Origin of the sequence: Nocardia crassostreae, assembly GCF_001613405.1 — a bacterium.
In the GTDB taxonomy this organism is placed as follows: domain Bacteria; phylum Actinomycetota; class Actinomycetes; order Mycobacteriales; family Mycobacteriaceae; genus Nocardia; species Nocardia crassostreae.
Genome location: NZ_BDCH01000019.1, coordinates 66,827 through 89,474, shown reverse-complemented (window position 1 = coordinate 89,474; position 22,648 = coordinate 66,827). Strand labels below are relative to the sequence as shown.

At 68.2% G+C, this 22,648-nt stretch carries 18 protein-coding genes and 2 pseudogenes; 8 read left to right on the top strand and 12 right to left on the bottom strand.

Going from position 1 to position 22,648, the window contains the following annotated elements; all coding sequences use genetic code 11:
- Nucleotides 1–9: 9 nt before the first annotated feature.
- The 6 genes from NC4_RS19285 to NC4_RS42850 all read right to left on the bottom strand — a co-directional run bounded on the left by NC4_RS19285 (nt 10) and on the right by NC4_RS42850 (nt 9,127).
- Nucleotides 10–927 carry a hypothetical protein gene (locus NC4_RS19285; protein WP_067540246.1) on the bottom strand — a complete coding sequence of 306 codons (918 nt, stop codon included), beginning with the start codon at nt 925–927 and terminating at the stop codon, nt 10–12.
- 32 nt (nt 928–959) lie between these two features.
- Nucleotides 960–3,272 carry a hypothetical protein gene (locus tag NC4_RS19280; protein WP_157554890.1) on the bottom strand — a complete coding sequence of 771 codons (2,313 nt, stop codon included), beginning with the start codon at nt 3,270–3,272 and terminating at the stop codon, nt 960–962.
- A complete protein-coding gene (locus tag NC4_RS19275; protein WP_067540240.1) occupies nt 3,266–4,087 on the bottom strand; it encodes a hypothetical protein in 822 nt (273 codons plus the stop codon). Before NC4_RS19275 ends, NC4_RS19280 begins: the two co-directional genes overlap by 7 nt.
- Before the next feature lie 194 nt (nt 4,088–4,281).
- Nucleotides 4,282–4,893 carry a hypothetical protein gene (locus NC4_RS19270; RefSeq protein WP_067540237.1) on the bottom strand — a complete coding sequence of 204 codons (612 nt, stop codon included), beginning with the start codon at nt 4,891–4,893 and terminating at the stop codon, nt 4,282–4,284.
- Nucleotide 4,894: 1 nt separating this feature from the next.
- Nucleotides 4,895–8,710, bottom strand: coding sequence for a LysM peptidoglycan-binding domain-containing protein (locus NC4_RS19265; RefSeq protein ID WP_067540234.1), 3,816 nt, complete (start codon nt 8,708–8,710; stop codon nt 4,895–4,897).
- Between the two features lie 105 nt (nt 8,711–8,815).
- Nucleotides 8,816–9,127, bottom strand: coding sequence for a hypothetical protein (locus NC4_RS42850; RefSeq protein ID WP_245721792.1), 312 nt, complete (start codon nt 9,125–9,127; stop codon nt 8,816–8,818).
- 313 nt (nt 9,128–9,440) lie between these two features.
- On the opposite strand from NC4_RS42850, the gene NC4_RS19255 reads away from it, so the two are divergent.
- Nucleotides 9,441–10,112, top strand: a complete 672-nt coding sequence (locus tag NC4_RS19255; protein WP_084529393.1) for a cutinase family protein — start codon at nt 9,441–9,443, stop codon at nt 10,110–10,112.
- Nucleotides 10,113–10,130: 18 nt separating this feature from the next.
- Here NC4_RS19255 and NC4_RS19250 read toward each other — a convergent pair whose 3' ends face one another.
- Nucleotides 10,131–10,631 (bottom strand): hypothetical protein, encoded by a 501-nt coding sequence (locus NC4_RS19250; protein WP_157554888.1) that lies wholly within the window; start codon nt 10,629–10,631, stop codon nt 10,131–10,133.
- A gap of 351 nt (nt 10,632–10,982) precedes the next feature.
- Here NC4_RS19250 and NC4_RS39155 point away from each other — a divergent pair.
- A pseudogene (locus tag NC4_RS39155) lies at nt 10,983–11,711 on the top strand (M23 family metallopeptidase); the annotation flags it as partial.
- 47 nt (nt 11,712–11,758) lie between these two features.
- The gene (gene ligD / locus NC4_RS19235; RefSeq protein WP_245721791.1) at nt 11,759–12,724 is read left to right on the top strand and encodes a non-homologous end-joining DNA ligase; all 966 of its coding nucleotides are present in this window, start codon (nt 11,759–11,761) and stop codon (nt 12,722–12,724) included.
- Between the two features lie 3 nt (nt 12,725–12,727).
- On the opposite strand, the gene NC4_RS19230 is transcribed toward ligD, so the two are convergent.
- Nucleotides 12,728–13,924: a L,D-transpeptidase gene (locus NC4_RS19230; protein ID WP_067540219.1), complete on the bottom strand. Its 1,197-nt coding sequence runs from the start codon at nt 13,922–13,924 to the stop codon at nt 12,728–12,730.
- Nucleotides 13,925–14,128: 204 nt separating this feature from the next.
- On the opposite strand from NC4_RS19230, the gene NC4_RS19225 reads away from it, so the two are divergent.
- Nucleotides 14,129–14,935, top strand: coding sequence for an SGNH/GDSL hydrolase family protein (locus tag NC4_RS19225; RefSeq protein WP_067540216.1), 807 nt, complete (start codon nt 14,129–14,131; stop codon nt 14,933–14,935).
- 11 nt (nt 14,936–14,946) lie between these two features.
- Here NC4_RS19225 and NC4_RS19220 read toward each other — a convergent pair whose 3' ends face one another.
- On the bottom strand, nt 14,947–15,411 hold the full coding sequence (locus NC4_RS19220) for a MarR family winged helix-turn-helix transcriptional regulator (RefSeq protein ID WP_067540213.1): 465 nt from the start codon (nt 15,409–15,411) through the stop codon (nt 14,947–14,949).
- A gap of 87 nt (nt 15,412–15,498) precedes the next feature.
- On the opposite strand from NC4_RS19220, the gene NC4_RS19215 reads away from it, so the two are divergent.
- Nucleotides 15,499–16,278 (top strand): dioxygenase family protein, encoded by a 780-nt coding sequence (locus tag NC4_RS19215; protein ID WP_067540992.1) that lies wholly within the window; start codon nt 15,499–15,501, stop codon nt 16,276–16,278.
- 26 nt (nt 16,279–16,304) lie between these two features.
- Nucleotides 16,305–16,712, top strand: coding sequence for a DoxX family protein (locus NC4_RS19210; protein WP_067540210.1), 408 nt, complete (start codon nt 16,305–16,307; stop codon nt 16,710–16,712).
- 32 nt (nt 16,713–16,744) lie between these two features.
- Here the strand turns inward: NC4_RS19210 and NC4_RS42845 are convergent, their stop codons facing one another.
- Both NC4_RS42845 and NC4_RS42840 read right to left on the bottom strand, forming a co-directional pair.
- On the bottom strand, nt 16,745–16,918 hold the full coding sequence (locus NC4_RS42845; RefSeq protein WP_245721790.1) for a hypothetical protein: 174 nt from the start codon (nt 16,916–16,918) through the stop codon (nt 16,745–16,747).
- A gap of 70 nt (nt 16,919–16,988) precedes the next feature.
- A pseudogene (locus NC4_RS42840) lies at nt 16,989–17,360 on the bottom strand (HAD family hydrolase); the annotation flags it as partial.
- A gap of 218 nt (nt 17,361–17,578) precedes the next feature.
- On the opposite strand from NC4_RS42840, the gene NC4_RS19200 reads away from it, so the two are divergent.
- Nucleotides 17,579–20,710 carry a non-ribosomal peptide synthetase gene (locus tag NC4_RS19200; protein WP_067540207.1) on the top strand — a complete coding sequence of 1,044 codons (3,132 nt, stop codon included), beginning with the start codon at nt 17,579–17,581 and terminating at the stop codon, nt 20,708–20,710.
- Nucleotides 20,689–21,195: an alpha/beta hydrolase gene (locus tag NC4_RS19195; RefSeq protein WP_067540204.1), complete on the top strand. Its 507-nt coding sequence runs from the start codon at nt 20,689–20,691 to the stop codon at nt 21,193–21,195. The genes NC4_RS19200 and NC4_RS19195 overlap by 22 nt, the downstream gene beginning before the upstream one ends.
- Before the next feature lie 4 nt (nt 21,196–21,199).
- On the opposite strand, the gene NC4_RS19190 is transcribed toward NC4_RS19195, so the two are convergent.
- Entirely contained in the window at nt 21,200–22,528 is a 1,329-nt protein-coding gene (locus NC4_RS19190; protein WP_281186324.1) for an MFS transporter, read from the bottom strand.
- Nucleotides 22,529–22,648 lie beyond the last annotated feature (120 nt).

The window sequence follows — 22,648 nt, the reverse complement described above, 5'->3', positions numbered from 1 at the left end:
CCCCTCGGGCTACGGCGCCGGGAACGGGGGAATCGCGGGCTCGTTGCCATCGGAGTTCACCTGCCGGAACCGATCGAACAGAAATGCCACGATCTGCGCGATGGTGTTCGCATTCCGCAGGGCCTCATCCAGATTGCTCACCGAGTTGTCGCCGATGCCGATCACATGGAAATACTCGTGTGTCATGACGTCGCGTTGCAGATCCGCCGATGCCGCGAAGAACGGGGTGCACAGGCTCACCTTGGGATCGGGATCCTCGGCCACCGTGGCGGCGAAGGGCGGCGGGACGTCCGCGCACCGGCCCAGCACACCCTCGTCGAGGACCGTCACCGGTTGTGCGAGGTTCCCCCGGATCAGATTGATGACCGAGGTGAGTCCCTGCCGCAGGAACGCATCGAGCGGATCGGCACTGACCACCAGGCGCCGCGCCAGCACCTGCAGGTCACGCGCGTGCGCCACGCTGATGATTCCGGCCTCGAAGGTGCGGGCGGGCTCGGGCAGTGCGGCGGCGATATCGATTTTGGTGCGCAGACCGACCAATCGGGCGAGGACGGCTTCCTGCGACTCCCGGCTGCGCCGATGGGCTTGCGACATCTGGGTGCCATGGGTGACGCCGCCCGCCGCGAGATCATCGTCCATACTGCGAATCGTTCGTTTGCCGACAATATCGTCGGCGTCCTGCTGAATGGCAAAATTGATGATGCGCCGAATTTGCTTGTAGTGCAATACCGCCGCTGCGGTCTCGGGACCGTACTTGAAATTGTCCTTCTCGACGCTGGGCAGCGTGATCCCCTCCAGCACTTGGAGAGCCAGTTGAATCTTCAGAACATGCGCGCCGGTCTGGCCCGGGGTCACGTGTGCCGCATCGTCGACCAGGACGGCCTCGAGGCGGGCGTCACCGGCGAATTGGGGTGAGGTGAGAGGCATTGGAATCATCCTCTGATGTCAGGTAGGTCGAATCACAGGTACAGATGGTCGGCGTAGACGAGGCGCGAGATGGTGGCCTTGCCCTGGGCGCCGGGCTCCGGATCGGTGGGCAGGATCTCGAATTCCTCGACCAGGACGCGGAGTTCGGGTGTGGTGCCCGGTGTCTGGAGCGGATGAGCCGGATCGAGTTGCAGCACGCCACTCCAGCTGGCGGCCAACTCGGTAATGCGTGAATTGCCGGGATCCACGACCGCGCGCACGCCCTCGATGGTGCAGTGCGCCTGTTCGAGCATGGTCCAGGCGAGATCGCTGTCCGATCCGGGATCCTTGGCTTGCAAGGTCGCGATCATGCGGCGGCTGGTGGGCAGCGCCCAGGTGACGAAGGCGACCGGATCCACCGGTTGCGGCGGCGGATTCGGGGCGTCGAAGATGCCGGGGAGGTTCGTGAACGCGGTGGCTCCGGAGACGGTCACCCGGACCTGGCCCGCCTCGGGACGGCTCAGCGTGGCGATACGCTCCGGGAGCAGCTGCACGAAGTCGGTGGAGACCGTCGGGGAGATGAAGCAGCCCGCGACCGAATTCGGCTGGTAGCGAGCCAGAGTCAGCCGGACGAACGGCCACGCTGTGTCGGCGGCGTCGAAGACGACATCGACGAACCAGCGTTTGCGTCCCCGGTGGTACTCGGGCTTGTAGAGATACGCACCGCGCTTGGACTCGAACTGGACGTAGGACACCGGGCGTCCGGGGCGCTGTTTCGGATCCAGGGTCAGTTGCAGGGCGCGTTGCTGCCAGGCCGGGACCACTTGCAGGTCGGTGGCATTGCGCAGGACCTGCGTAATGAAGGCGGGGTCGCGGCCCCACAGGCTGATGGCCTCAGTGGTGGGGGTATCCGTGGGGTCGGCAGGGTTGGCGCCGGGCGGAACCGGGAAATCCACGGCCCCGACCACCACGGCGAGCAATTCCCCGTCGCCGCTGGAGAACCAGGGCCGGTCGAGCCAAATACGGACGCCGCTGCGGCGGGTGCCCCGCCTCGCGAAGGGATGCTCCGGTTCGCTGTCCTCCTCCCAGAGGAACAGTGGGATGACATCGCGTGCGCTCGGCGGCAGCGGCGGTGCGGAGTTCAAATGCGTGACCTGCCAGGTGTTTCCGGCCGAGGCCTCGTCATCGGGCGCGGGCAGGTCGGCGGCGTCGAAGAACTCGCGATATCGGGAGGTGCCGTGCAGCCGGTAGTCGACCTTGCGGTATTTGGTGTCGGGCAGGGCGTGCACGATCGGGCGCACCGGCACACCGGGCGGGCGGGCGCCCGCCGGGGGAGTGCCCCGGGTGGTGACGAGTGATTCCTTCTCGTCCTGTCCGACAGCGAAGGTGGCGACGATCTCGCGATGCGGCACGGGTTCGGCCTCGTCGGTGCTGTCGTCGTCCAGAATGTCGGACCAGGTCGCGCGCAACTCGGCGCGTTCGGTGCTGTCGCCGTGGATATCGAGGGTGCCGACGAGTTCGGCGGTGACGACGCCCTGTTGGCGGCCGGGCGAGGTCAATGCGGTGATGGCGGGCGGGATGGCGGGCCGGACGGTGGCGTGCACCAGACGCAGATCGATACTCGGCGTCAGCCACCACAGCCACCCGTCGAGCGCGGCCTGCTCGAGCAGACGGCGGTCGGACTCGGCGACATTCGGATCGTGCACGGCGTGGAATCGCCACAGCCCCAGGCGATCCAGATGCTCCTTGTCGAGCGTCGTGGAGACCGCGACGGCGATCTGCTCGCCGGGCGGGATGCCGACATCGATGATATTCCCGTGTTGCTTCGCGCGCAGCGCCGGTGCGCCATGCACCACTAGGCGCAGCGGTTCGACCCCGGGCCAGTGTCCCGCAAAGGGAATCACGACCGATTGCAGGATCTGCGCGGTGCGCAGGTGATGGCCCGCGCCCGCCCGGTAGAAGACCAGGGCGATGCCGTCGGCCATGGAGTCCGGCAGATACGGCACCACCAGGTCGTCGACATCGTGTACGACGTACTGGCCTTCGGCGGGCTGCAATTCCGGATCGGCCTGGAGTTGCTCCAGCGTCACGAAGGCGGCCGGATCCGCGCCCGGCGACGCGTGCAGTGAAACACCGGGCTGTGCAACGGTTCCCGCCGGATCGTCGAGGTGCTGAATGCGGATGTCGAACAGGCTGCCGCGTTCCTTCAGCGCGATGGCGTAACCGCGGCGGCGGTCGTCGAGATCCGCGGAGGACATGAGCGCGTCGAAACGCCCGTCCAGCTCGGCGTCGAGCTGGGTGGACTTGGGCGGCACGAGATGGCGCTGCGAGGTCACCGAGCCATCGACATTGTCGCGAATCACCATGCGGTGTAGGGATGGCGCGGCACCACCGCGGGCGGCAGTACGGCCTCCCAGCGCAGGAACAGCCGCGGGGTGGTCACGGTGTTCGGGTCCGCCGATTCGGCGGTGTACAGGCCCGCGAACTGTGCCGGATCGATATCCAGCTGCGGCCGGGTGGTCAGCCGGGCGGCCTTGGCCTCGATGGCCGACACTGCATTCTCGACCTCGGCGATCCGGTCGTTCGCGGGCGGCTTCGCCTGGGCCTCGCCGCGTTGGAGCTCCAGCAGTCCGGCGGCGTCGCGGGCGTCGGCGGCGGCGCGCAGGGCCGCGATATGGGCGCTCGCGGTGGCCGCCGCGGGATCGCCCGCGGCAATGGACCGGGTGGTCATGCTGTGCTCGACGCTATTGCCCGCCAGGTCGACCCCCACGATCCGGAACGCGTACCGACGGCCGTACCGCAGGGCGGGCAGGGTGTGCGGGGCGGCGACGCTGTGGATGCCGATCCCGTCGTCCGCGGGCTTCGGACGTTCCGCGACATCGGTGACCATCTCGGAACCGGGATCGCTGTTCTGACCGTCACCGGTTGCGCCCTGACCGCTGTCGTGGACGATGCGGAGGCCGGGCCGTGGCGCGGCCAGACTCCAGCCGTCCCAGCCCGCGATGACCTCGTGCACGTAGTACGGGTTGGCCGGATTGCCCGGCGCCCGGCTCATCGGCGTGTTCTGGAGGTAGCCCGTGTCCGGGGCGTCCGAAAGCAGCGGCGCGCCGCGGAAATCCGCGTCCACGCGCCGCCGATGCAGGCTGTGCCAGCCATGGGTGGCGTCGTCCCAGACCTCCACGCGGTAGCCGCGAGCGAGCGAGTCGAAACTGAACCGCGGGCGCTCGGCAATCGGGACCTGTCCGTTCGCGACCAGCGGGGTCAGTTGCTCCGCGGCCTCGACCCGGGCTCGCAGTTCGTCCGGGCGATCGATGTGCGCCAGCGAGAATCCCGACGAGCGCAGCGTGCCGGGCGCGAAAGAGGTCGGATCGCCGTTCAGTTCGGTCGCGGGGGCGGCAGCTCGAATTCGACCGCGCCACCGGCATTCGTGACGGCGGCGTCGTCGAATCCGGCGCGACGCCGCCGTTGATTGCGGGCATACGAGTCGAGCAGGGCGAAGGTCTCGCGCAGCTTGGGCGAATGCCCGCCGCCGACCACCTCCTCGCGCAACAGCTTCAGCACGCCCTGCGCCAGCCGGTTCCCGGCCACGCCGGGCCGGGTCACCGGTGAGGAGAAGGCCGACGAATAGTGCGCGGCCAGTGCGTGTTCAGGCAGCCGGTTGGCCGGGTAGCTCTTCCACGGCGCCTCGGACGTCTTGGGCGCGGGAAAACCCCGGACCGGGGTCGTGCCCGGAAACGCTGTCTGCCAAGCCGATTCGCTGAGCGGCGCGAGCACGGGCGTGCACGCGATCGGCCCGGCATCGGTGAGCAGGGTGATCTGAGCGTTCTTCAGAGTGCTCACCCAGTTCGCCATGGCCGTCACATCGGCCAGGGTGCCGGTCGCGCCCGGCGTGAGCCGGTGAGTGAAGAACAGGGACACATGAAAATCGGCATTGGGATCCACCGAGTGCGGCAGCACCGTGGTCATCAATTGCACCGAGGCGGCCATATCAGGCTCCAATCGCGAACGAGTCGAAGTACGAGTTCCACATCGACTGCCCGCCCGCGTGCGGCGGCATGATGTCGAGCATTGCTGGATCGCCCTTGGATCCGGCCAGTTGACGTTCACAGGTGATCTCCACCGAAGCGGAGAAGAACAGCACCTCGACCTCGACGGTGAGGCTCGCGCGGCCGACCAGCTTGCCGGTGTCGAACTGATAGGTGAGCGACAGTTCGAGGGTGATTGACGCCGAGATCAGGCCCAGCACATCCACTTCGCCGCGAATGCGGAAGTAGCCGGTCAGCTGACCCTTCTTGTCCTCGAGCCGCAGATAGACCCCGATGGAGACGGAGACCGAGCCGGAAGCGACGCCGAGATCGACGTTCAGGCTCGCGCACGCCTCCAGGCCCATCTCGAGCACGACCATCTTGGCCGGGCTCAACCGCAATGCCACCCAGCCGCCGCCACCGATGCACATGACCGTCAGCCGGAACGGAGATTCCTTGCTGCAGAAGCCGAATCCCACCGTCACGGCCTCACCGAGGAACGGGATGCGGCAGTCGGCGGCGAGGGAGATGTTCTCCAGGCTGAAGACGCCGACGGCCACGCTCGGCAGCGCCAGATCGAACCCGGCGGTGACGCCCTCGGTGGAGATGTCCACATAGGGCGGGTCGGCGAAACCGTCGAACGGGATCAGCTGGCGGATCTTCTCGATGAAGGTGAGCGGGCCGAGGAATTCGAGCTTGTCGAAGACGACGTCGATCTCCGGTTTGCGGCCGGTGCTCACCCGGAAACCCAAGCGGCCGAACCGCATCGACATGAGCTCCGCGCCCGGCATGAGGACCAGTTCGAAGGCTCGCAACTGTGCGCTGACATCGACCTGCGGTTTGTCGCGGTCGGTGGTGCGGACCTCGACCGCGATGGTGAGGCCGTTCTTGTCCGGCTTGAAGATGGCGGGTCCCGGCTCGGGCCAATCCTTGATCTCGGGCTGCCATTCGAAGCGCATGACGTCCGACAAGGTCGGCGCTTGCAGCGCGGCAAGCAGTTTCGCGCCCTGTGCCAGGTCCGAGATGGTGCGCAACGCCGCCGCGGGCTTCTCCAGCGCGCCGCGGACGGCGGCGGGCAGGATCGGATCCGAGACGACCGCGTCGATACTCGCGAGCTTCCCGGCGAACTCCGATGCCTCGGTCGCCGCGCCCTGGGCCTGCCCGGCGAGCACATTGGCTAGTGCGGCCTGGAGGTTGGTCGCCGCGCCCGTCAGCGTGGTGCGGGCGGTGTCGACCTTCCCCCGGAGGGCTTGCAGCCGCTGCCCGGCCGCGGCATTGGCGGCGTTCGCGATATCACCGCCGAGATCGGTGCTCGCCTTGTCGAGCACGGCCACCAATCGGGCGAATTCCGCGGCGAGAGAATCGATCATGCCGAGTTGTTCGGCGATCAGATTCGGCGCTTGGTCGAAACCCGTGCCCTTGGCGATGATGTCGACCAGATCGAACAGCCCGAACAGCTTGGGCAGGGCTCCCGCCAGGAAGGCCGTCGGATCGAATGTGCCCTGACTGAGCGCACTCCCGGGTGCCACGTCGGAATCCCCGATGGCGCCCATCGACCGCGACAACGCCGCGACGCCGACGCTCGGCTCGATGAAACCACCGCCCTGATCGCTGCCTTTGGCGAAGTCGAGTTTCTGCCGATCCGCCAGAGTGAGAAAGACCTCGGCCCGGTGCTGGAAACTCTTGGTCTTGTAGTCGGTTTCGTAGGACACCTCGACCGGTTCCCTGCCGCCATTGATGGCGTTCAGGGCAGGTATCGCGATGTACGCTCGCGCCATCGCCGGTGTGCTGGTGAGTTTCGGGGTTTCGTGTGCGCCGTCCAGATCGAGGGCGTTCACCTTGAAGGTGGTATCGCCCTTGGCCGTCGGCGGCGCCATCGCGACCTCGGCGTCGTTCAGCGGGATCTGCTGCAATTCCTTCCGCCACACGGCCCGGATGTCCTGCATGGCCGTCGGTTTCGCCGCGGCCTTCTTGGTGACCAGGATCAACGGAGCGAGCATCTCGACCGGCTGACCGGCGTGATCGATACCGGTCACCTTCCAGAGGTATTCCTTGCCCCTGATTGCCGGAAGCGCCGGGGCGGCGGTGTCGACATCGATGAAATCGAGGTCGGGGGTGACGGGCGGATCGATGGACACGGTCTCGAACGGCAGCGCGTGCAGTACCTTGCCCTGGGTGTCGCGGTAGGTTCTGGTGCGCTCGCGCACCACGATGAACGTCCGCTCCTTCAGGAAGGCCACCGGATCGTCGCCGACGGCGATGCGCCGTTCGGTGACATTCACCAGGGTGACTCGGTGACCGAAGGGGAACAGGAACGCCGGAGTCTCCACGCGGACATAGGCGTCGCGGCCCATCGGCGCCAGATGGCGGTACGCCTCGAGGGTCGTGGTGTCCGCGGCCTCCGGATACGACTCCGCATCCCACCTCGCACGCCAGTCCACCCACGCGCCGACCGCGCTCAAATACAGCCGCCGCACACCGAGCGGCAGCGGATCGATCGGTTTGCCCGCGGCGTCGCGCACCCGTCGGTCCGCGGTCTGGCGCACGATCCCCCGGCGCTGCATCGGGGTCAGCGACCCTGTGAAAGCCGTTGCGGCAGTCCCGGTGTCGTCGTCCCGGGTCCACAGGGCGCGCACTATGCGCTGGTTGTCGTCCCGCTCGTCGACCTCGGTGAACTTCCCGTCGACCACCTTGCGCACGCCGAGCCGGGTGGTCCACAACTCGGTCCGGGCGGGATCGCCCGGGGCCGCGGACACGGTCCCGGTGTGGGTGAATCCGCCGCGTGGGCTCGGCGACACGATCAATCGGAACGGCGCCTCGATGGCCGTCTGGTTCGCCTCCGGCGGTGCGGGCTTGTCCGGCGCATCGGCGGGTACCGCGACACCGTCCTCCCGGGCGGGCAGCGCCAGCTTCGACACGCGGAGCGGGAAGGCGCCGAGCGCGGTGAGGACACCGGCGATCGAGTAGTCGAACTCGGTGCCCTTCGCGACGGCGAAGACCACACGCGAATCGTGCACTTGTGCCGGTGCGTTCGGCGCGACCTTGAATCGCTGCTCCAGCAGGTTCTGGCTGCCGAAGCGGACGATGATGTGCGCGTCCTCGGTGACCGCGACCAACCGCGGCCGCTCGACCGGCGGGTCCGGCGGGCGGACCGCCGGAATGATCAGCACCTGCCCGGGGAAGATGAGATTCGGGTCGGCGAGATGGTTGGCGGCCGCGATGAGCGTGAACAACGTCGGGTCGCCGTAGAACTGCGCCGCGAGATCCCAGAGCGTATCGCCTTCCACCACAAGGTGAGTGACATCCGGGGCGGGAGCCGGGACATCGGGAATGACGAGCACCTGGCCCGGGAAGATGAGGTTGGGATCGGCGATGTGGTTGGCCGCCGCGATCAAGGCGAACTTGGTGCCGTCATTGTAGAAACGCACCGCGAGGTCCCAGAGCGTATCGCCCTCGACCACCACATGGGTCACCACGCCCGGCTGCGGCGCCGGGGCGAACCGGAAACCGATTGCCTCGCACCGCAAGTCGACCAGATCGGCCGGTCGCAAGAGCCTGAACTCGATAGTCTCGGGTGGCGGGGGAGTGGGCTCCGGCGTCGGCACGGGCGTGGGCCCCGGCAGATCCGGAATCTGCAAGATCTGGCCCGGATGGATCAGATTAGTGTTCGCTATCCCGTTGGCCGCCGCGATGAGCGCGAATTTCGTACCGTCGCCATAGAACCGCTGCGCGATTCCCCGGAAGGTGTCACCGGCGACCACCGTATGCACGCGCGCCATCGGACTCTCCCGTCGCGTTTCCCCGACTCCGATAGGACGAGATGACCGTATGGCCGCGCGAGGGTCGCGAGCACGAGTAGCGGACTACTTGACTTTGGCGCGGATTTACGCGGTGACCTGCGACTTCCGGGCCCAGCGCACGAACATGTACAGACCGGTTCCCAACAGTGCCGCGAGGGGCAGCAGCGGTAGGTAGGACACCCACACGATCGGTTCCGGCAGCGACAGCGCGACGAAGGTGACCAGGACGGTGACGATGAAGACGATGGCCGACCAGCGATGGGTGCGCCGGATCTTGCTGGTTCCCGTGGCCGCGCCGCGCCGCCGCGCCGCCGCGCCGCATAGAACCGCACGAGCATGTACAGCCCGGAGAAGAAGAGCAGGGCGAGCGGGAACAGGGGGACGTAGGCCAGCCACTCCGGGCCGCTCAGTGCCAGCCCGAAGACGGTGAGGACGACGGTCGCGGTGAATACGATCGCCAGCCATCGATGCGACTTCCGGGTCACGGCGTTCCAGTTCATCGAATCCTCCTTCGCGGGGCGAGCAATCTGTCCGCCAGCGGTTTGTTCCGGTCGGGGACGCATACGGAAACGCTAGTCGGGAGGCGCCGGGGAGCGCTTCTCGATTCCTGATCGGCTCGGGAATCCGAAGCACTACGGTACGGCCTACGAATTCGAGGCCGATGTAACTGTTTCGGCAGGAAACAAGAACGCCAGCAATTTCTGGGTACATGGTGCGCAAGCCGGTCCGGACCCGGGAGTCACCACAAATGAAGAAAGTCACGACCATGCGTAGAGCAACGGCGCTCTTCGCCGCAGTAATGCTGGCCCTCCTCCTTTCCATCTCTTACGCGACGAGCCCTCGGGCCCAGGCCGATCCCTGTACGGGCGACTGGGCCATCGGCATCGGCGGTCTGGGCGACAACACCTCCTCGGTGTTCTCCGCCTTCGTGAATCAGCCTGTCGGTTACAACTCCGCCGATCCGATGTCGGGGTTGAACGAAATCAACCGGCTGTTCTGGTCGCATCGCGATCAATGCCCCGACGACCACATCAGGTTGATCGGGCACAGCGAGGGCGCCGCCCTCGTTCACGCCTGGGTCACCGGCCATCAGGATGTCGGCAATGCCAATGCCATTCTGCTGTCCGATCCCAAGCGGGCACCGGGGCCCGGCGGGGCCGGTTTGTCGGCCACTCCGGGAAATCACCTCATCGGTTATCCACTGGCCGGCGTCGACGACTGGTTCGGCGGTTTCCCGGTGCTGACCGTGTGCAACCACGACGACCAGATCTGCGACACCAACGCTGGTTGGTGGGGCTACTTCTTCGCGGGCGCGCATAGTCGATACGATTTCAACGTATGGAACTACGGCGCTTGGGATTCCGGCGTCTGGTACCGGTAGTCAGTTGATTCATGGGGATCAGTAGCCGAACGGCTCTGGTCCCCATTGGCTGAACCCGTGCCCCATCGAGGTGCACACGGGTATGCCTTTGAAGGTGATTTGACAGGTCGCCCCGGCATGGGTGACCGAATATTGGGGATCGTGGTAGTTCACGGCAGTGATGCGCGGCAGCACCGGATTTCCGCCCGGCAATGTATGGCTGCCATTGGAGCTCCACTGGGGATGCGCGGGCCAGGTGGCCGAATCGATGACGATGGCGGGCACGTGCGGCATGGGCACCTGCATTCCGGCAATCAACACATTCATGGAAGCCGCCGGAACCACGAGATCGCAGCCCACCGTACCGCCCGCATCGATGGAGCAGTTCCAGCCGCCCAGCGCGAAATACGCGCGGCCGTCGACCACGGCCGGACCGGGTGGGTCCGCGGCGTGCGCGGGGCTCACCCCGAGCAGACACAAGATAATCCCCAGAATTCCCCCGCAAACCCGTGCGGCGGTAACCTTCACAGCCCTGGACACGGCATCTCCCTCGATGCACAGAGAGTTTTCGGTCGAATCGACCATAGAGAAAAACTATCACCAAACGGAGAAAAGGCAAGATATCTGTCGAGGGGGCTATCACGATTTCTTCGGTGCGCTCCGGGCGCACCGGCCCGGATTCAGCGACGGCGCAGCAGATTCGGGCTCACAGGTTCGGGTGGTAGGGTCTCGCACCCGAGTCAGGGCGAGGTGCGGCCGAGCTGGATGGGCGGTGTGCGCTGTGGGTGGCACCCGCCGGAGCAGCGTCGGTTGGAGGGTTGGATTCTATTGCGGGGCAGTGCTTCCGGGGATGTGCACGGGGTGTCGGGGCGAGTCGGGCAGGGTGAGCGGCGACGGGGCAGGCATCGAAAGCCCTCGGCCATCGACGCTTTGAAGGGCCGGGCCGTGATGGTGGCGGTGGCCATGGGCGCGGCGGTGGCGGCCGTGCAGGCGGGCATGCAGGAGATGTCCGTCCACGAAGCGGTCGAGGTGCAGGGCATGCTGCTGGCGGATCCGCAGAATGCCGCGCAGCAGGCCGGTCTGGCGGGCACCGACGCGCATTTCCCCGAGATTCTCAGCGCCGCACCGCTGGACGATCCCGAGGTGATCCAGAACCTGCTGCGCAATGGACAGCACTTCGCCGCCGACGACGAGGCGCGCGCCTCGGCGGGTCTGCGCCCGCTGTTCGCGAAGTTCGCGGAGGGCGTCTTCACCTAGGGCTTCGGGGCCCGCTGGGGCGTAACGCATTACGGCGTGGATGTGGCCGCCCCGATCGGCACCCCCATCGAGGCCGTCGAGGACGGCACGGTGATCAGCGCGGGCCCGGCCTCCGGCTTCGGCATGTGGGTGCGCCTGCTGCACGACGACGGCACCATCACCGTCTACGGCCATGTGGACACCACCACCGTCACCGTCGGCCAGCGCGTCCTGGCCGGGGACCAGATCGCCACCGTCGGCAACCGCGGCTTCTCCACCGGCCCGCACTGCCACTTCGAGGTCTGGCTCGACGGCAAACAGCAGATCGACCCGCTGCCCTGGCTGGCCAGCCGCGGTATCTCCCTCGGTCCCGAGCAGGACTGAGCGAGTTGTAGCGCGGAATCGCCCGGATTGCCGTTATGGTCGGACGGGTGGCCAGTAAGTCGGCCTCACCGGCCGTGGAATTGACGGTCGGTGAGCACACGGTGCGCGTATCCAATCCGGATCGGGTGTATTTCCCCGAGACCGGGGCGACCAAATTCGACCTGGTGCAGTACTACCTGAGCGTGGGCGACGGGATCGTCAACGCACTGCGGGACCGGCCGTGCATGCTGCACCGGTTTCCCAAAGGGCTACCCGGCGGCAAGGTGCATCAGAAACGGCTGCCTGGCGGCGCACCGGACTGGATTCCCACCGTGGAGCTGTATTTCCCGCGCTACGGCCGCACCGCCGACGAACTCTGTGTCGAGAAGCTCGCCGATGTCATCTGGGCGGTGCAGATGTCGACCGTGGAGTTCCACCCCTGGAACTCCCGCCGCTTCGACACCGAACTGCCCGACGAATGGCGCATCGATCTGGACCCCATGCCGGACTGCCCGTGGTCGCGCGTGCAGCGGGTGGCCGGTGTCGTGCACGAGGTGCTCGACGAACTGGGAGCGGTCGGCTGGCCGAAGACCTCCGGCGGCAAGGGATTACACATCTACGTGCGCACGACGCCGCGCTTCGGCTTCCAGGAAGTCCGCCGCGCCGCCCTCGCCTTCGCGCGGGAGGTCGAGCGCCGCGCCCCCGACGATGTCACCACGGCCTGGTGGCGGCGTGACCGCGATCCGAAGCAGCTGTTCGTGGACTACAACCAGAACGCCCGGGACCACACCATCGCCGCGGCCTATTCGGTGCGGGGCGTCCCCGGGGCGACGGTCTCCACCCCGGTCCGCTGGGATGAGATCCCCGACCTGCACCCCCGCGACTTCACCATGACCACCGTCCCCGGCCGCTATGCCGAACTCGGCGATCTGCACGCCGGTATCGACGAGGCCGTCTTCGACCTCGAACCGCTCCTGGAATGGGCCGACCGCGACAAGGTCGAGGTGGACCTCGACGAGGACACCGGCGACTGACACTCAGATGGCCGCGCCGCCGCGCAGCCAATCGGACCAGGGCATGGTCCAATCCCCGTTCTGCCAGATGTCGAGGGGGTCGCCGCCGGTATTGCGGACCTCGACGATATCGCCGGGGATGACGAAGTCGTAGAACCAGGCGGCATCGTCGGGGGAGAGGTTGAGGCAACCGTGGGAGACATTCGTATTGCCCTGGGCCCAAATGCTTTCCGCCAGGGCGTGGACGAAAATGCCGTCGTGGCTGATGCGGACGGCATGGTCGATGACGGTGCGATAGCCGAGGCGAGAAGCGACCGGCAGGCCGTAGCTGGAGGAGTCCATGGTGACCGGGTGGCGGCGGTCCAGGACGGTGTAGACGCCGGGACGGGTCCAGAAGGACAGGACATTGCGGCCGACGACCGCGGTGCCGCCCATGCCCATGGATGTCGGCATGCTGCGCACCAGGTTTCCGTTCTCGAAAACGTCGATGTGCTTGGTGTTGTCGTCGGCGATCGCGACATGGGTGGGACCGATGACCACCGAGACGTGTTGATCGCGCAGGCCGAACACGCCGCCGCCTAGGTCGGCGCCGAAGAGTTCGGCCGCGACGGTGATGCGCGTGCCGGGCGCGTGGTAGCGCTCGGGGCGCCAGTGTGCGTTCTGATCGTCGAGCCAGTACCAGGCTCCGGTGACGGCCGGTTCGGTGGTGACCTTCAGATGGGGTTCCACCGCCATCCGGTCGACGGGCTCGTCGAATCGTGCGACCAGTACGAAACCGACTCCGTACGTGTCGTTTTCGGCCAGCTCGACCAGATTGCCCGAGCGCAGTGAGACATCCAGGAGCCGTTCGGCCCACACTGTGGAGCACACCGCCGTCGCGACGACCTCACCGGTTTCGCCGTGCGCCACGGCTTTCACGGTGTAGGTGTGGCCGTAGCCGAGCGGCTCGGAGCTGATCCAGCCGCGATTGTCGGGCGCCGGGATACCCGGCAAGGGTCTGCCCGTCTCGTCGATCCATTCGACCGACCGCAGCGTCCCGTCGGTGACCGTGACCCGGCCCGGCGTGCGCGCGCCGACCCCGTGTGAATCCGGTGGTGGGTCGAACCGAATGACGGCGGGCTTGGGTGGTGGTGGCGGTTCCTGCTCCCGCGCACACCCGGCGAGAGCGAATCCGCCCGCCCCCGCGAAGCCGATCAGCAGATCACGACGTCGCACCGCCACCGCGTCTCTCCCTTCATCAGGCCGACCCCCGCAGCCCAGCACACCGGGACGATCTTGGTGGCGGCGACGGGCGAACCTCCACCCTTCCGTCGCGCAACCGACACCGTTCCTTTGCTCGCTACACCGCCGAACAATGTGATTCCCGGTGCATTCGGGCAACCGACGGTCGCGTAACCAGACGGTTGGTTGGCAAGATCGAACACCATGCCCGCCATCGAACTACCGAATGACATTCTGTCCTTCGTCGCTCTCGGCGACAGCTTCACCGAAGGCATGGACGATCCGTACCCGGACAGCGGGCAGACGCCGAACGGGCGCTACCGCGGCTGGGCGGATCGGGTGGCCGAACACCTGGCCGGGCAGGTCGGCGAGGTGCGCTATGCGAATCTCGCGGTGCGCGGCAAGCTGATTCGCCAGATCGTCGACGATCAACTGGCCCGCGCGGTCGAACTGCGACCGGATCTGGTGACGTTCTGCGCGGGCGGCAACGATCTGCTGCGCCCGGGCGGCAATCCCGACGAACTCGCCGATATCTTCCGCGTTGCCGTGGCCGAATTGCGCGGCACCGGCGCGACCGTGGTCGTGTTCACCGGCTGGGATCCCGGATCGCAGCCCGTCATGCGCCATCTGCGCGGCAAGGTCGCCACCTACAACATGAACCTGCGGGTCATCGCCGACGAATTCGACTGTCCCGTGGTCGATCTGTGGGGTTTGAAGCCGCTGCGCGATCACCGCGCCTGGAGTTGGGACCGGCTGCACCTGTCCGCCGAGGGGCACCGCCGCCTCGCCCTGCGCGTCTGCGAGGTGCTCGGCGCACCGGTGGACGAGGACTGGCGCGCCCCCTGGCCCGCCGAGGAACCCATGCCCTGGCAGGCCGCGCGCCAGCAGGACCTGCACTGGGCCAAGGAATTCCTGGTGCCGTGGATCCACCGCCGCCTCACCGGCCGCTCCTCCGGCGACGGCCTCGACCCCAAGCGTCCCGAGCTGAAAACGGTGAGCATCAACGGGTAGGGCCCGCCGCCTTACTCCGCATCGTCCCGGATCCGGCGGGCGACCTCACCGAGCCCGTCGGCCAGCGCGGTCAGCTGCCCCGGCGTGAGGACGTCGATGAGCAGATCACGCACCAGCGTGACATGGCCGGGCGCGGCATCCTCGAGCTTGTGGCGTCCGGCCTCGGTGAGCACGGCGGTAATGCCGCGGCTGTCGGTGGGATGGGATTCGCGGCGCACGAGCCCGGCCTTCTCGAGCTGATCGATCTGGTAGCTCAACCGGCTCTTGGAGTTGATCAGGGAGTCGGCGAGCTCGGTCATGCGCAGGCTGCCGCCGGGCGCCGCGGCCAGCCGGACCAGCACCTCGTACTGGGCGTGCGAGAGTCCGGCATCGCGTTTGAGCTGCCGCTCGATCTCCCGCTCGAGCAGCCCCCAGCCGGACAGCAGGGCCTTCCAAGCACGCATCTCCTCGGCATCGAGCCACTGGGGTTCGGGCATTTTCTCAGCTTATCCACATTGTTCGAATTTGAATAATCGCGTACGCTGAGGCTCCTGGTTCAAATTTGAACAAGAGGAGTTGTGGTGATGGCGGAGAACGCGCAGCGGATGCCGGTGCTGTACCTGTCGCACGGCGCGCCACCGCTGGCCGATGACCCGATCTGGCCGGGGCAGCTGGCGGACTGGTCGGCGGCATTGCCGAAACCCACGGCGGTGCTGATGATTTCGGCGCACTGGGAGGATGCGCCGGTGGCGCTCGGGGCCACTCGCACGGTGCCGCTGGTGTACGACTTCTGGGGATTCCCGCAGCACTACTACGACGTGCGCTATCCGGCGCCGGGTGCGCCGGAGCTGGCGGATCAGATGCGAAAGCTGTTGCGGGGACCGGGAACCACCGTACAGGACGTGCCCGAGCGGGGTTTGGACCACGGGGCCTATGTGCCGCTGGTGGAGATGTACCCGGACGCCGACGTGCCCGTCCTGCAGATGTCGCTGCCCACCCTGGATCCGCGCGCGCTGCTGGAGCTCGGCCGCAAGCTCGCACCGCTGCGCGAGGAGGGCGTGCTGATCGCGGGCAGCGGATTCTTCACCCACAATCTGCGGGCGCTCACCGGCCACGGCTCGGTCCATCCGGTCATGAGCGAATTCGACGAGTGGGGCCGCGAGGCGCTGGCCGACGGCGATATCGACGCCCTGCTCGACTTCGAGAACAAGGCTCCCGCAGCGCATCTGGCGCATCCGTGCACCGAACACTTCGCCCCGCTCTTCGTCGCGCTCGGCGCGGGCGAATCCGGCCCGGCCGCGCCACGCGCCGTCATCGACGGCTTCTGGCGCGGTCTGGCCAAACGCTCCATCCAGCTCGGCTGACCCATCGATCCGTACGAGGAGTTCCCATGACCACGACCACCCTGACCCCCGCCCGGCAGTCGGCCGAGACCTCCGGCCAACTCGGTTACGACGCAGGACTTCTGGTGCTGCGGCTGGCCATCGGCCTGACCCTGGCTGCGCACGGCGTCCAGAAGCTGTTCGGCTGGTTCGGCGGCGGCGGCATCTCCGGTACCGGCAAGTTCTTCACCGCGAGCGGGTACCCCGCGGGCGACGTCATGGCGGTGATCGCCGGTCTGAGTGAGACTTTCGGCGGCCTCGCCCTGGCCGCCGCCACGCTGGCCCTGACCGGGCCGGGTCGCATTGCCGTCGACCACCATCTGCCCCGGCTGCGTCAGCACCGCATCGGCTACGGCCTGGCGGCCATCGCGGTGGCCGTGATCGCCGCGGGCATCACCCTGCTGCTGCGAAACTGACCTGCCCTCCTGACCGCCGGGCTCGGGCGCGCTCAGCCGATATGCAGTGCGATCCTGCCGTCGGCGGTCGCTTCCACCCGTACCTCGGTGAGATCCGCGACGTGCACATCCGGCTCGAGGTCGGCCGCGCGCGGGCCGACGCCGATGACGCGCATCCCGGCCGCGCGGGCGGCCGCCACGCCCGCCGGGGAATCCTCGAACGCCACGCAATCCCCGGGGGGCGAAGCCCAGTTCGGCGGCGCCCTTCAGGAATCCCTCGGGGGCTGGTTTGCTGGCGCCGACCTGTTCGGCGGTTACCCGGACCTCCGGCATTGTCAGGCCCGCCGCACCCATGCGGGCCTGGGCCAGGCCCTCGTCGGCCGAGGTGACCAGGGCGTGCGGCAGTTGTGCGATGGCCCGCATGAAGGCGGGGGCTCCTGCTACCGGTACCACGCCGTCGACATCGGTGGTCTCCACGGCGAGCAGTTCGGCGTTCTCGGCGTAGTTCTCGTCCATCGGGCGGTCGGGGAGCATTTCGGCCATGGTCGCGTAGCCCTGCCTGCCGTGGGTCACCGCCAGTGTGTGCTCCGGATCCAGGCCGTGCTTCAGCGACCACTCCCGCCAGACGCGCTCCACCACGGCATCGGAATTGACGAGGGTCCCGTCCATATCGAGCAGAAGGGCGCTGGTGATCAGGATAGGCATGCGGAACTCCCGGAGTATGCGCGGTCACGGACGGCGGAACGGGCCGCCGGGGGGCGGGCGCTCCGCCTGCCACGATACAAATGTCGGCGCGAGCGCATGTTCCTCCGGGATCGATCCGGACCTGTGCCGTAGGTTTTCCGTGAACGGTTCGATCATTGCTGCTCGGGGCGTGAGGAGACGCGTTGGCGCGAGCCGATGGGGAGCTGCGGGCGTCGCGAGCGGCGGCGCTGCCGGATGATGCGGGGCTTCCCCTGTCGGCGGCGCAATTGCGCTGGTGGGTGGCCCAGCAGCTGTATCCGGAGGTGCCGAATACGGTCGCCCTGTATCTGGAGTTGCGCGGGCCGTTCGAGGTCGAGGCGCTGCGCGAGTGCGCGGGCAAGGCCGCGTGGGAGTTGCAGTCGCCGCATGTGCGGTTCCGGCTCGACGGCGGCTATCCCCGGCAGGTCCTGGACCCCGACGCCTTCGCCCCGATGGATTACGAGGATCTCACCGACCATCCGGACCCGGAGGCGGCCGCCCTGGTCTGGATGGAGCACGACCACGCGTCGGCCCTGGATCTGCTCACCGACCGTCTCACCGTCGCCAGGCTGTTCCGGGTCGACGACGGTGTGCACCTGCTCTACCTGCGCAGCCATCACATCGTGCTGGACGGCCTGGGTGCGGCGTCGGTCCTGCAGCGCACCTTCGAGTTGTATTCCGCCACCATGGATTCCGCGAACGTCAAGGAACCGCCGAGCCCGCTCGGGATTGCCGGACTGCTGGCGGAGGAGTGCGCGTACTCCGAATCGGCGCGGGCGCGCACGGATGGGGACTACTGGTCGGAGCAGGTGGCGGGAATGGGCGAACCGGCGTGCCTGGCCGGACGCCCGGCATCGCGGCCGCGCCCGCCGCATCGGCTGGCCGCCACCGTGCCCACGACAACCGCCGCGCGACTGGCGGAGTGGCGGCAACGGTCGGGGCACACGTTTCCGGAACTGACCATCGCGGCCTTCGCCTGCTATCTGGCGGCCATGACCGGTGCGGACGAGATCGTGCTGTCCCTGCCCGTGGCGGCGCGGCCCAGCGCCGCCCTGCGGCGTTCGGCCGTGTCGGTGTCGAATGTGGTTCCCCTGCGGCTGAGCGGCTTTCGTGAGATCACCGTGGGGGAGGCGGTCGAGCGGGTGCGGGCGCGGTTGATCGGCGCGCTGCGGCATCAGCGCTACCGCTACGAGGACATTCAGCGTGATCGCGGCGTGAACCACACCGCGCGAGGCGGTTTCGGGCCGGTCGTGAATATGCTCGGGGCCGTCGAGCCGCTGCGCATGGGATCCAATACGGCGCGGATCAGGCTGCTGTCGCTGGGGCCGGTGGAAGACCTGATGATCAACGGCTATCAGCTCGGGCCGGACGAGGATTCGATCACCATCGACATCCAGGCCAACCCGGAGCTGTACTCGGCGCAGGATCTGGCGGTGCATCACCGGCGCTTCCTGGAGTACCTCGACCGCTTCCTCGCCGACCCGCAGCGGGCGGTGCGGTCGCTGGATTCAGCTGGCGTGGTATCGATTCCGGCTGTGGTGGACTCCGCCCGACTGCTGCCGGATCTCTTGCGTTCCGCCGTGCTCGGCGATTCCGGCGGCGATCGGGTCCTCGATGCGGTTGCGGTGCAGGACGGTTCCCGGATCTGGACCTACCGGGAGCTGGACGAGCTGTCGTCGCGGTGGGCGCGCGAGCTGATCGCGGCCGGAGCCGGGCCCGGGGCATACGTTCTGGTGGCGGTGCCGCGTTCGGCGGAATCGGTCCTGGCCGTGTGGGCGGTCGCGAAGACCGGAGCCGCCTTCGCGCCGATCGACACCGGCGATCCGGCGCGGCGATCCGCCGCCGTCGCCGCGGATTCCGGGGCGCGATGGGGTCTGACGACCGCCGCCGTCCGCGCCGCGCTGCCCCCGGAACCGGGCTGGCTGATGCTGGACGACCCGGACACCCTGGACCGGGTGCGGCGGCGCTCCGCGGCCCCGATCGACGACACCGAGCGCACCCGGCCCCTGCACCCCGACCATCCGGCCTACCTGATCTACACCTCGGGCACCACCGGCGCGCCGAAAGGCGTCGTCGTCACCCACCGCGGACTCGGCCCGCTCACCGACTACATAGTCGAACACTATGGCGTGGACCGGAATTCGCGGGTCCTGCACGCACACGCGCCGTCCTTCGACGCACATCTGCTGGAACTGCTGGCCGCCTTCGCGGGCGGCGCGCGGCTGATCGTCGAACCGCCCGCCGTGATCGCCGGAGCGGATCTGGCCGCACTGCTGAACGAGGCCGCCATCACCCACTTCCTCACCACCCCGGCCGTCCTGGCCACGCTGACCCCGGCACGCGTGCCCGCGCTGCGCGTCGCGGTGGTGGGCGGCGAAGCCTGCCCCGCCGACCTGATCGCCCGCTGGACTCCGTCCCTGCGGCTGTTCAATGGCTACTGCCCCACCGAAACCACGGTCATGGCAACGCAATCCGACGCCCTGACGCCCGGCGGCCCGGTTCCCATCGGACCGCCGCTGCCCGGCGTGCGGGCGCTGATCCTCGACGATCGGCTCCGCCCCGCGCCGCCCTGCGGGCAGGGCGAACTGTATCTGGGCGGGCCCGGCGTGGCGGCGGGCTATCGCGGGCGGCCCGTCGCGACCGCCGAACGCTTCCTCGCCGATCCGGCGGGCACCGGCCAACGGGTCTACCGCACCGGCGATCTCGTGCGCAGGACCGGCAGCGGCGCACTCGAATTCCTCGCCCGCGCCGACGATCAGCTGACGGTGCGCGGCCGCCGCGCGGAACCCGCCGAAGTGGCCGCCGCGCTGACCACGCTGCCCGAGATCGCGCACGCCGTCGTGACCGCCCACGACGGGCCGCGCGGTCTTCGCCTGATCGGCTACGTCGTCGCCGCACCCGGCAGTCCGCTCGACCACCCCGACCTCATTCGCCGCCTGCGCGAATTGCTGCCCGCCGCACTGGTACCCGCGCAACTGGTCGAACTGGACCGGCTCCCGGTCACCGCGCACGGCAAGATCGACCGCGCCGCCCTGCCCGACCCGCCGTCGGGGGAGCGGCCCTACAGCGCACCCGAATCCGGCGTGGAAACCCTGGTCGCCGCGCAGTTCGCGGCCATCACCGGAGCCCCGCGCGTCGGCCGCGACGACGACTTCTTCGAACTGGGCGGAAATTCGCTACTGGGCGTGGCGCTTTCGGCCGAACTCGCGACGGCCACCGGCATGCCGGTGACGGTGCGCTGGCTCTATGCCGCCCCGACCGTGCGGGAACATCGATGTCGGCGACCTCGGCGCTGAATCTGGCCATCGAGGCCCCCGGGCACTACCAGGCGGTGGGCGCTTTCAGCGGTTGCCCGCGCACCAGCGATCCGGTGGCCCGCGTGTATGTGCAGTCGCAGCTGAGCCTGTTCGGCGGGAACGCTGCCAATATGTGGGGTGCGGCCGACGATCCGGCCTGGGTCGCCCACGATCCGGTGGTCAATGCCGAGCGGTTACGCGGTGCGGCGCTCTACATTTCGGCGGGCAATGGCGCGCCCGGCGTGCACGATACGCTCGGCGATCCCTCCATCGCCGGTGATGCCGGAAGGCTGGCCGATCGCCTGCTGGTGGGCGGCGTCATGGAAGCGGCCGTACTGAGCTGCACCGCGGCGCTCACCGATCGGCTGGCCGCACTGGGCATTCCGGCCACCGTGGTGCACCGCGCGGCCACGCACGCATGGCCGTATTGGCAGGACGATCTGCACGACTCCTGGCCATTGTTCGCCGCCGCGCTCGGGGTGTAGCGCGTCAATCCCGGTGTGCCGGTTCGGGCATGGCGAGGGTCAGCGCTCCGGCGCCGAGGGCCACCACCGCGATGGCCGCGAACATGGTGACGCTGCCGGAGAGCGTGTGCGCCCGGAAGAACACCGCGCTCAGCAATGCCAGCCCCAGTCCATTGCCGATCTGCTCGATGGTCGGCACCACACCCGAGGCCGCGTCCAGCTGCCGATGCTCCAGGCCCAACAGCATGACCGGTTGCAGTGGCACGGAGAACAATCCGACGCCGAGCCCGGCCAGCACCACCGGCCCGAGCACCAAGGGGACGGAGATCGAACCGTCTGTCAGATGCAGGTATCCGGCCCCGATGGCCACCCATCCGCCGAACAGTGCGATGCCCGCCGCCAGCACCCGTATTCCCCAGCGCCGCACCAGCATCGGTGAGGCCAGCGCACCCGCGCAGGCGCCGATGGCGAACGGCGTCATCAACAGGCCCGTGCGCCAGGGCGAGAACCGCAGCACCTCCTGCAAGGTGATCGAGATGGCGAAGACGAAGGCGGTGAACAGCCCGAAGAACACCGTGATCAAGACGGATCCGAGCGCGAAGCCGCGATCGGCGAACAGATCCAGCCGCAGCAGCGGCGCACCCCGCCGCGCCGCTCGCCGCTGCTGTGCGAGGAAGACCGCCGCCATCACTCCCGCCGCCGCGATCATCGCCAATGGTCCCGGCCGCCAGCCGTTCTGCTGAATATCGGTGAGCGCGTACAGCAGGGTGAACAGGCAGGCGGCCGACAGCGCCGCCCCGGGGAGATCGAGCCGTTCGTGCCGTGCTGGCCTGCCCGCACGCAGATAGCGCAGCGCCAGCCCGAAGGTGAGCAGCCCGAGCGGCAGATTGATGAGGAAGATCGAATGCCAGCCCAGTCCGAACGGATCGGCCGTCAGCAGCGCCCCGCCCAGAATCGGCCCCAGCATGCCCGCGAACCCGGCCACCGCCCCGTACACGGCGAAGGCGTGCGCATGCCGCTCACGCGGGAAGGTCGCCGTGACTATCTCGATGGTCTGGGCCGCCATCCCGCCCGCCGCACCGCCCTGTACCACCCGGGCTGCGACGAGTTCGGTTGCGCTGGTCGATATTCCGCACCACACCGAGGCCGCTGTGAAGGCGGCCACCGAGCCGAGGAACAGCCTCCGCCGACCCAGCAGCTCCCCGAGCCGCGCCGCCGTGAGCAAGGTACACGCGAAGGCCAGCGCATAGCCCGAGACCATCAGCAGCTGCGCCCGCGCCGACGCCCCCAGATCCGCCGTGATCCGCGGCAGCGCCGTTGTCACGATGGTCCCGTCCACCATCTGCATGAACACCGCTATCAGGCAGCCCCCGAAGGAAAGCCACGCACCCCTCTCGCCGCCGGTGCGTACACCAACGGCGACATCCCGGAAATTCCGCGGTGTGTCGATTTCGCCAGCATAGCGGTTCGACCG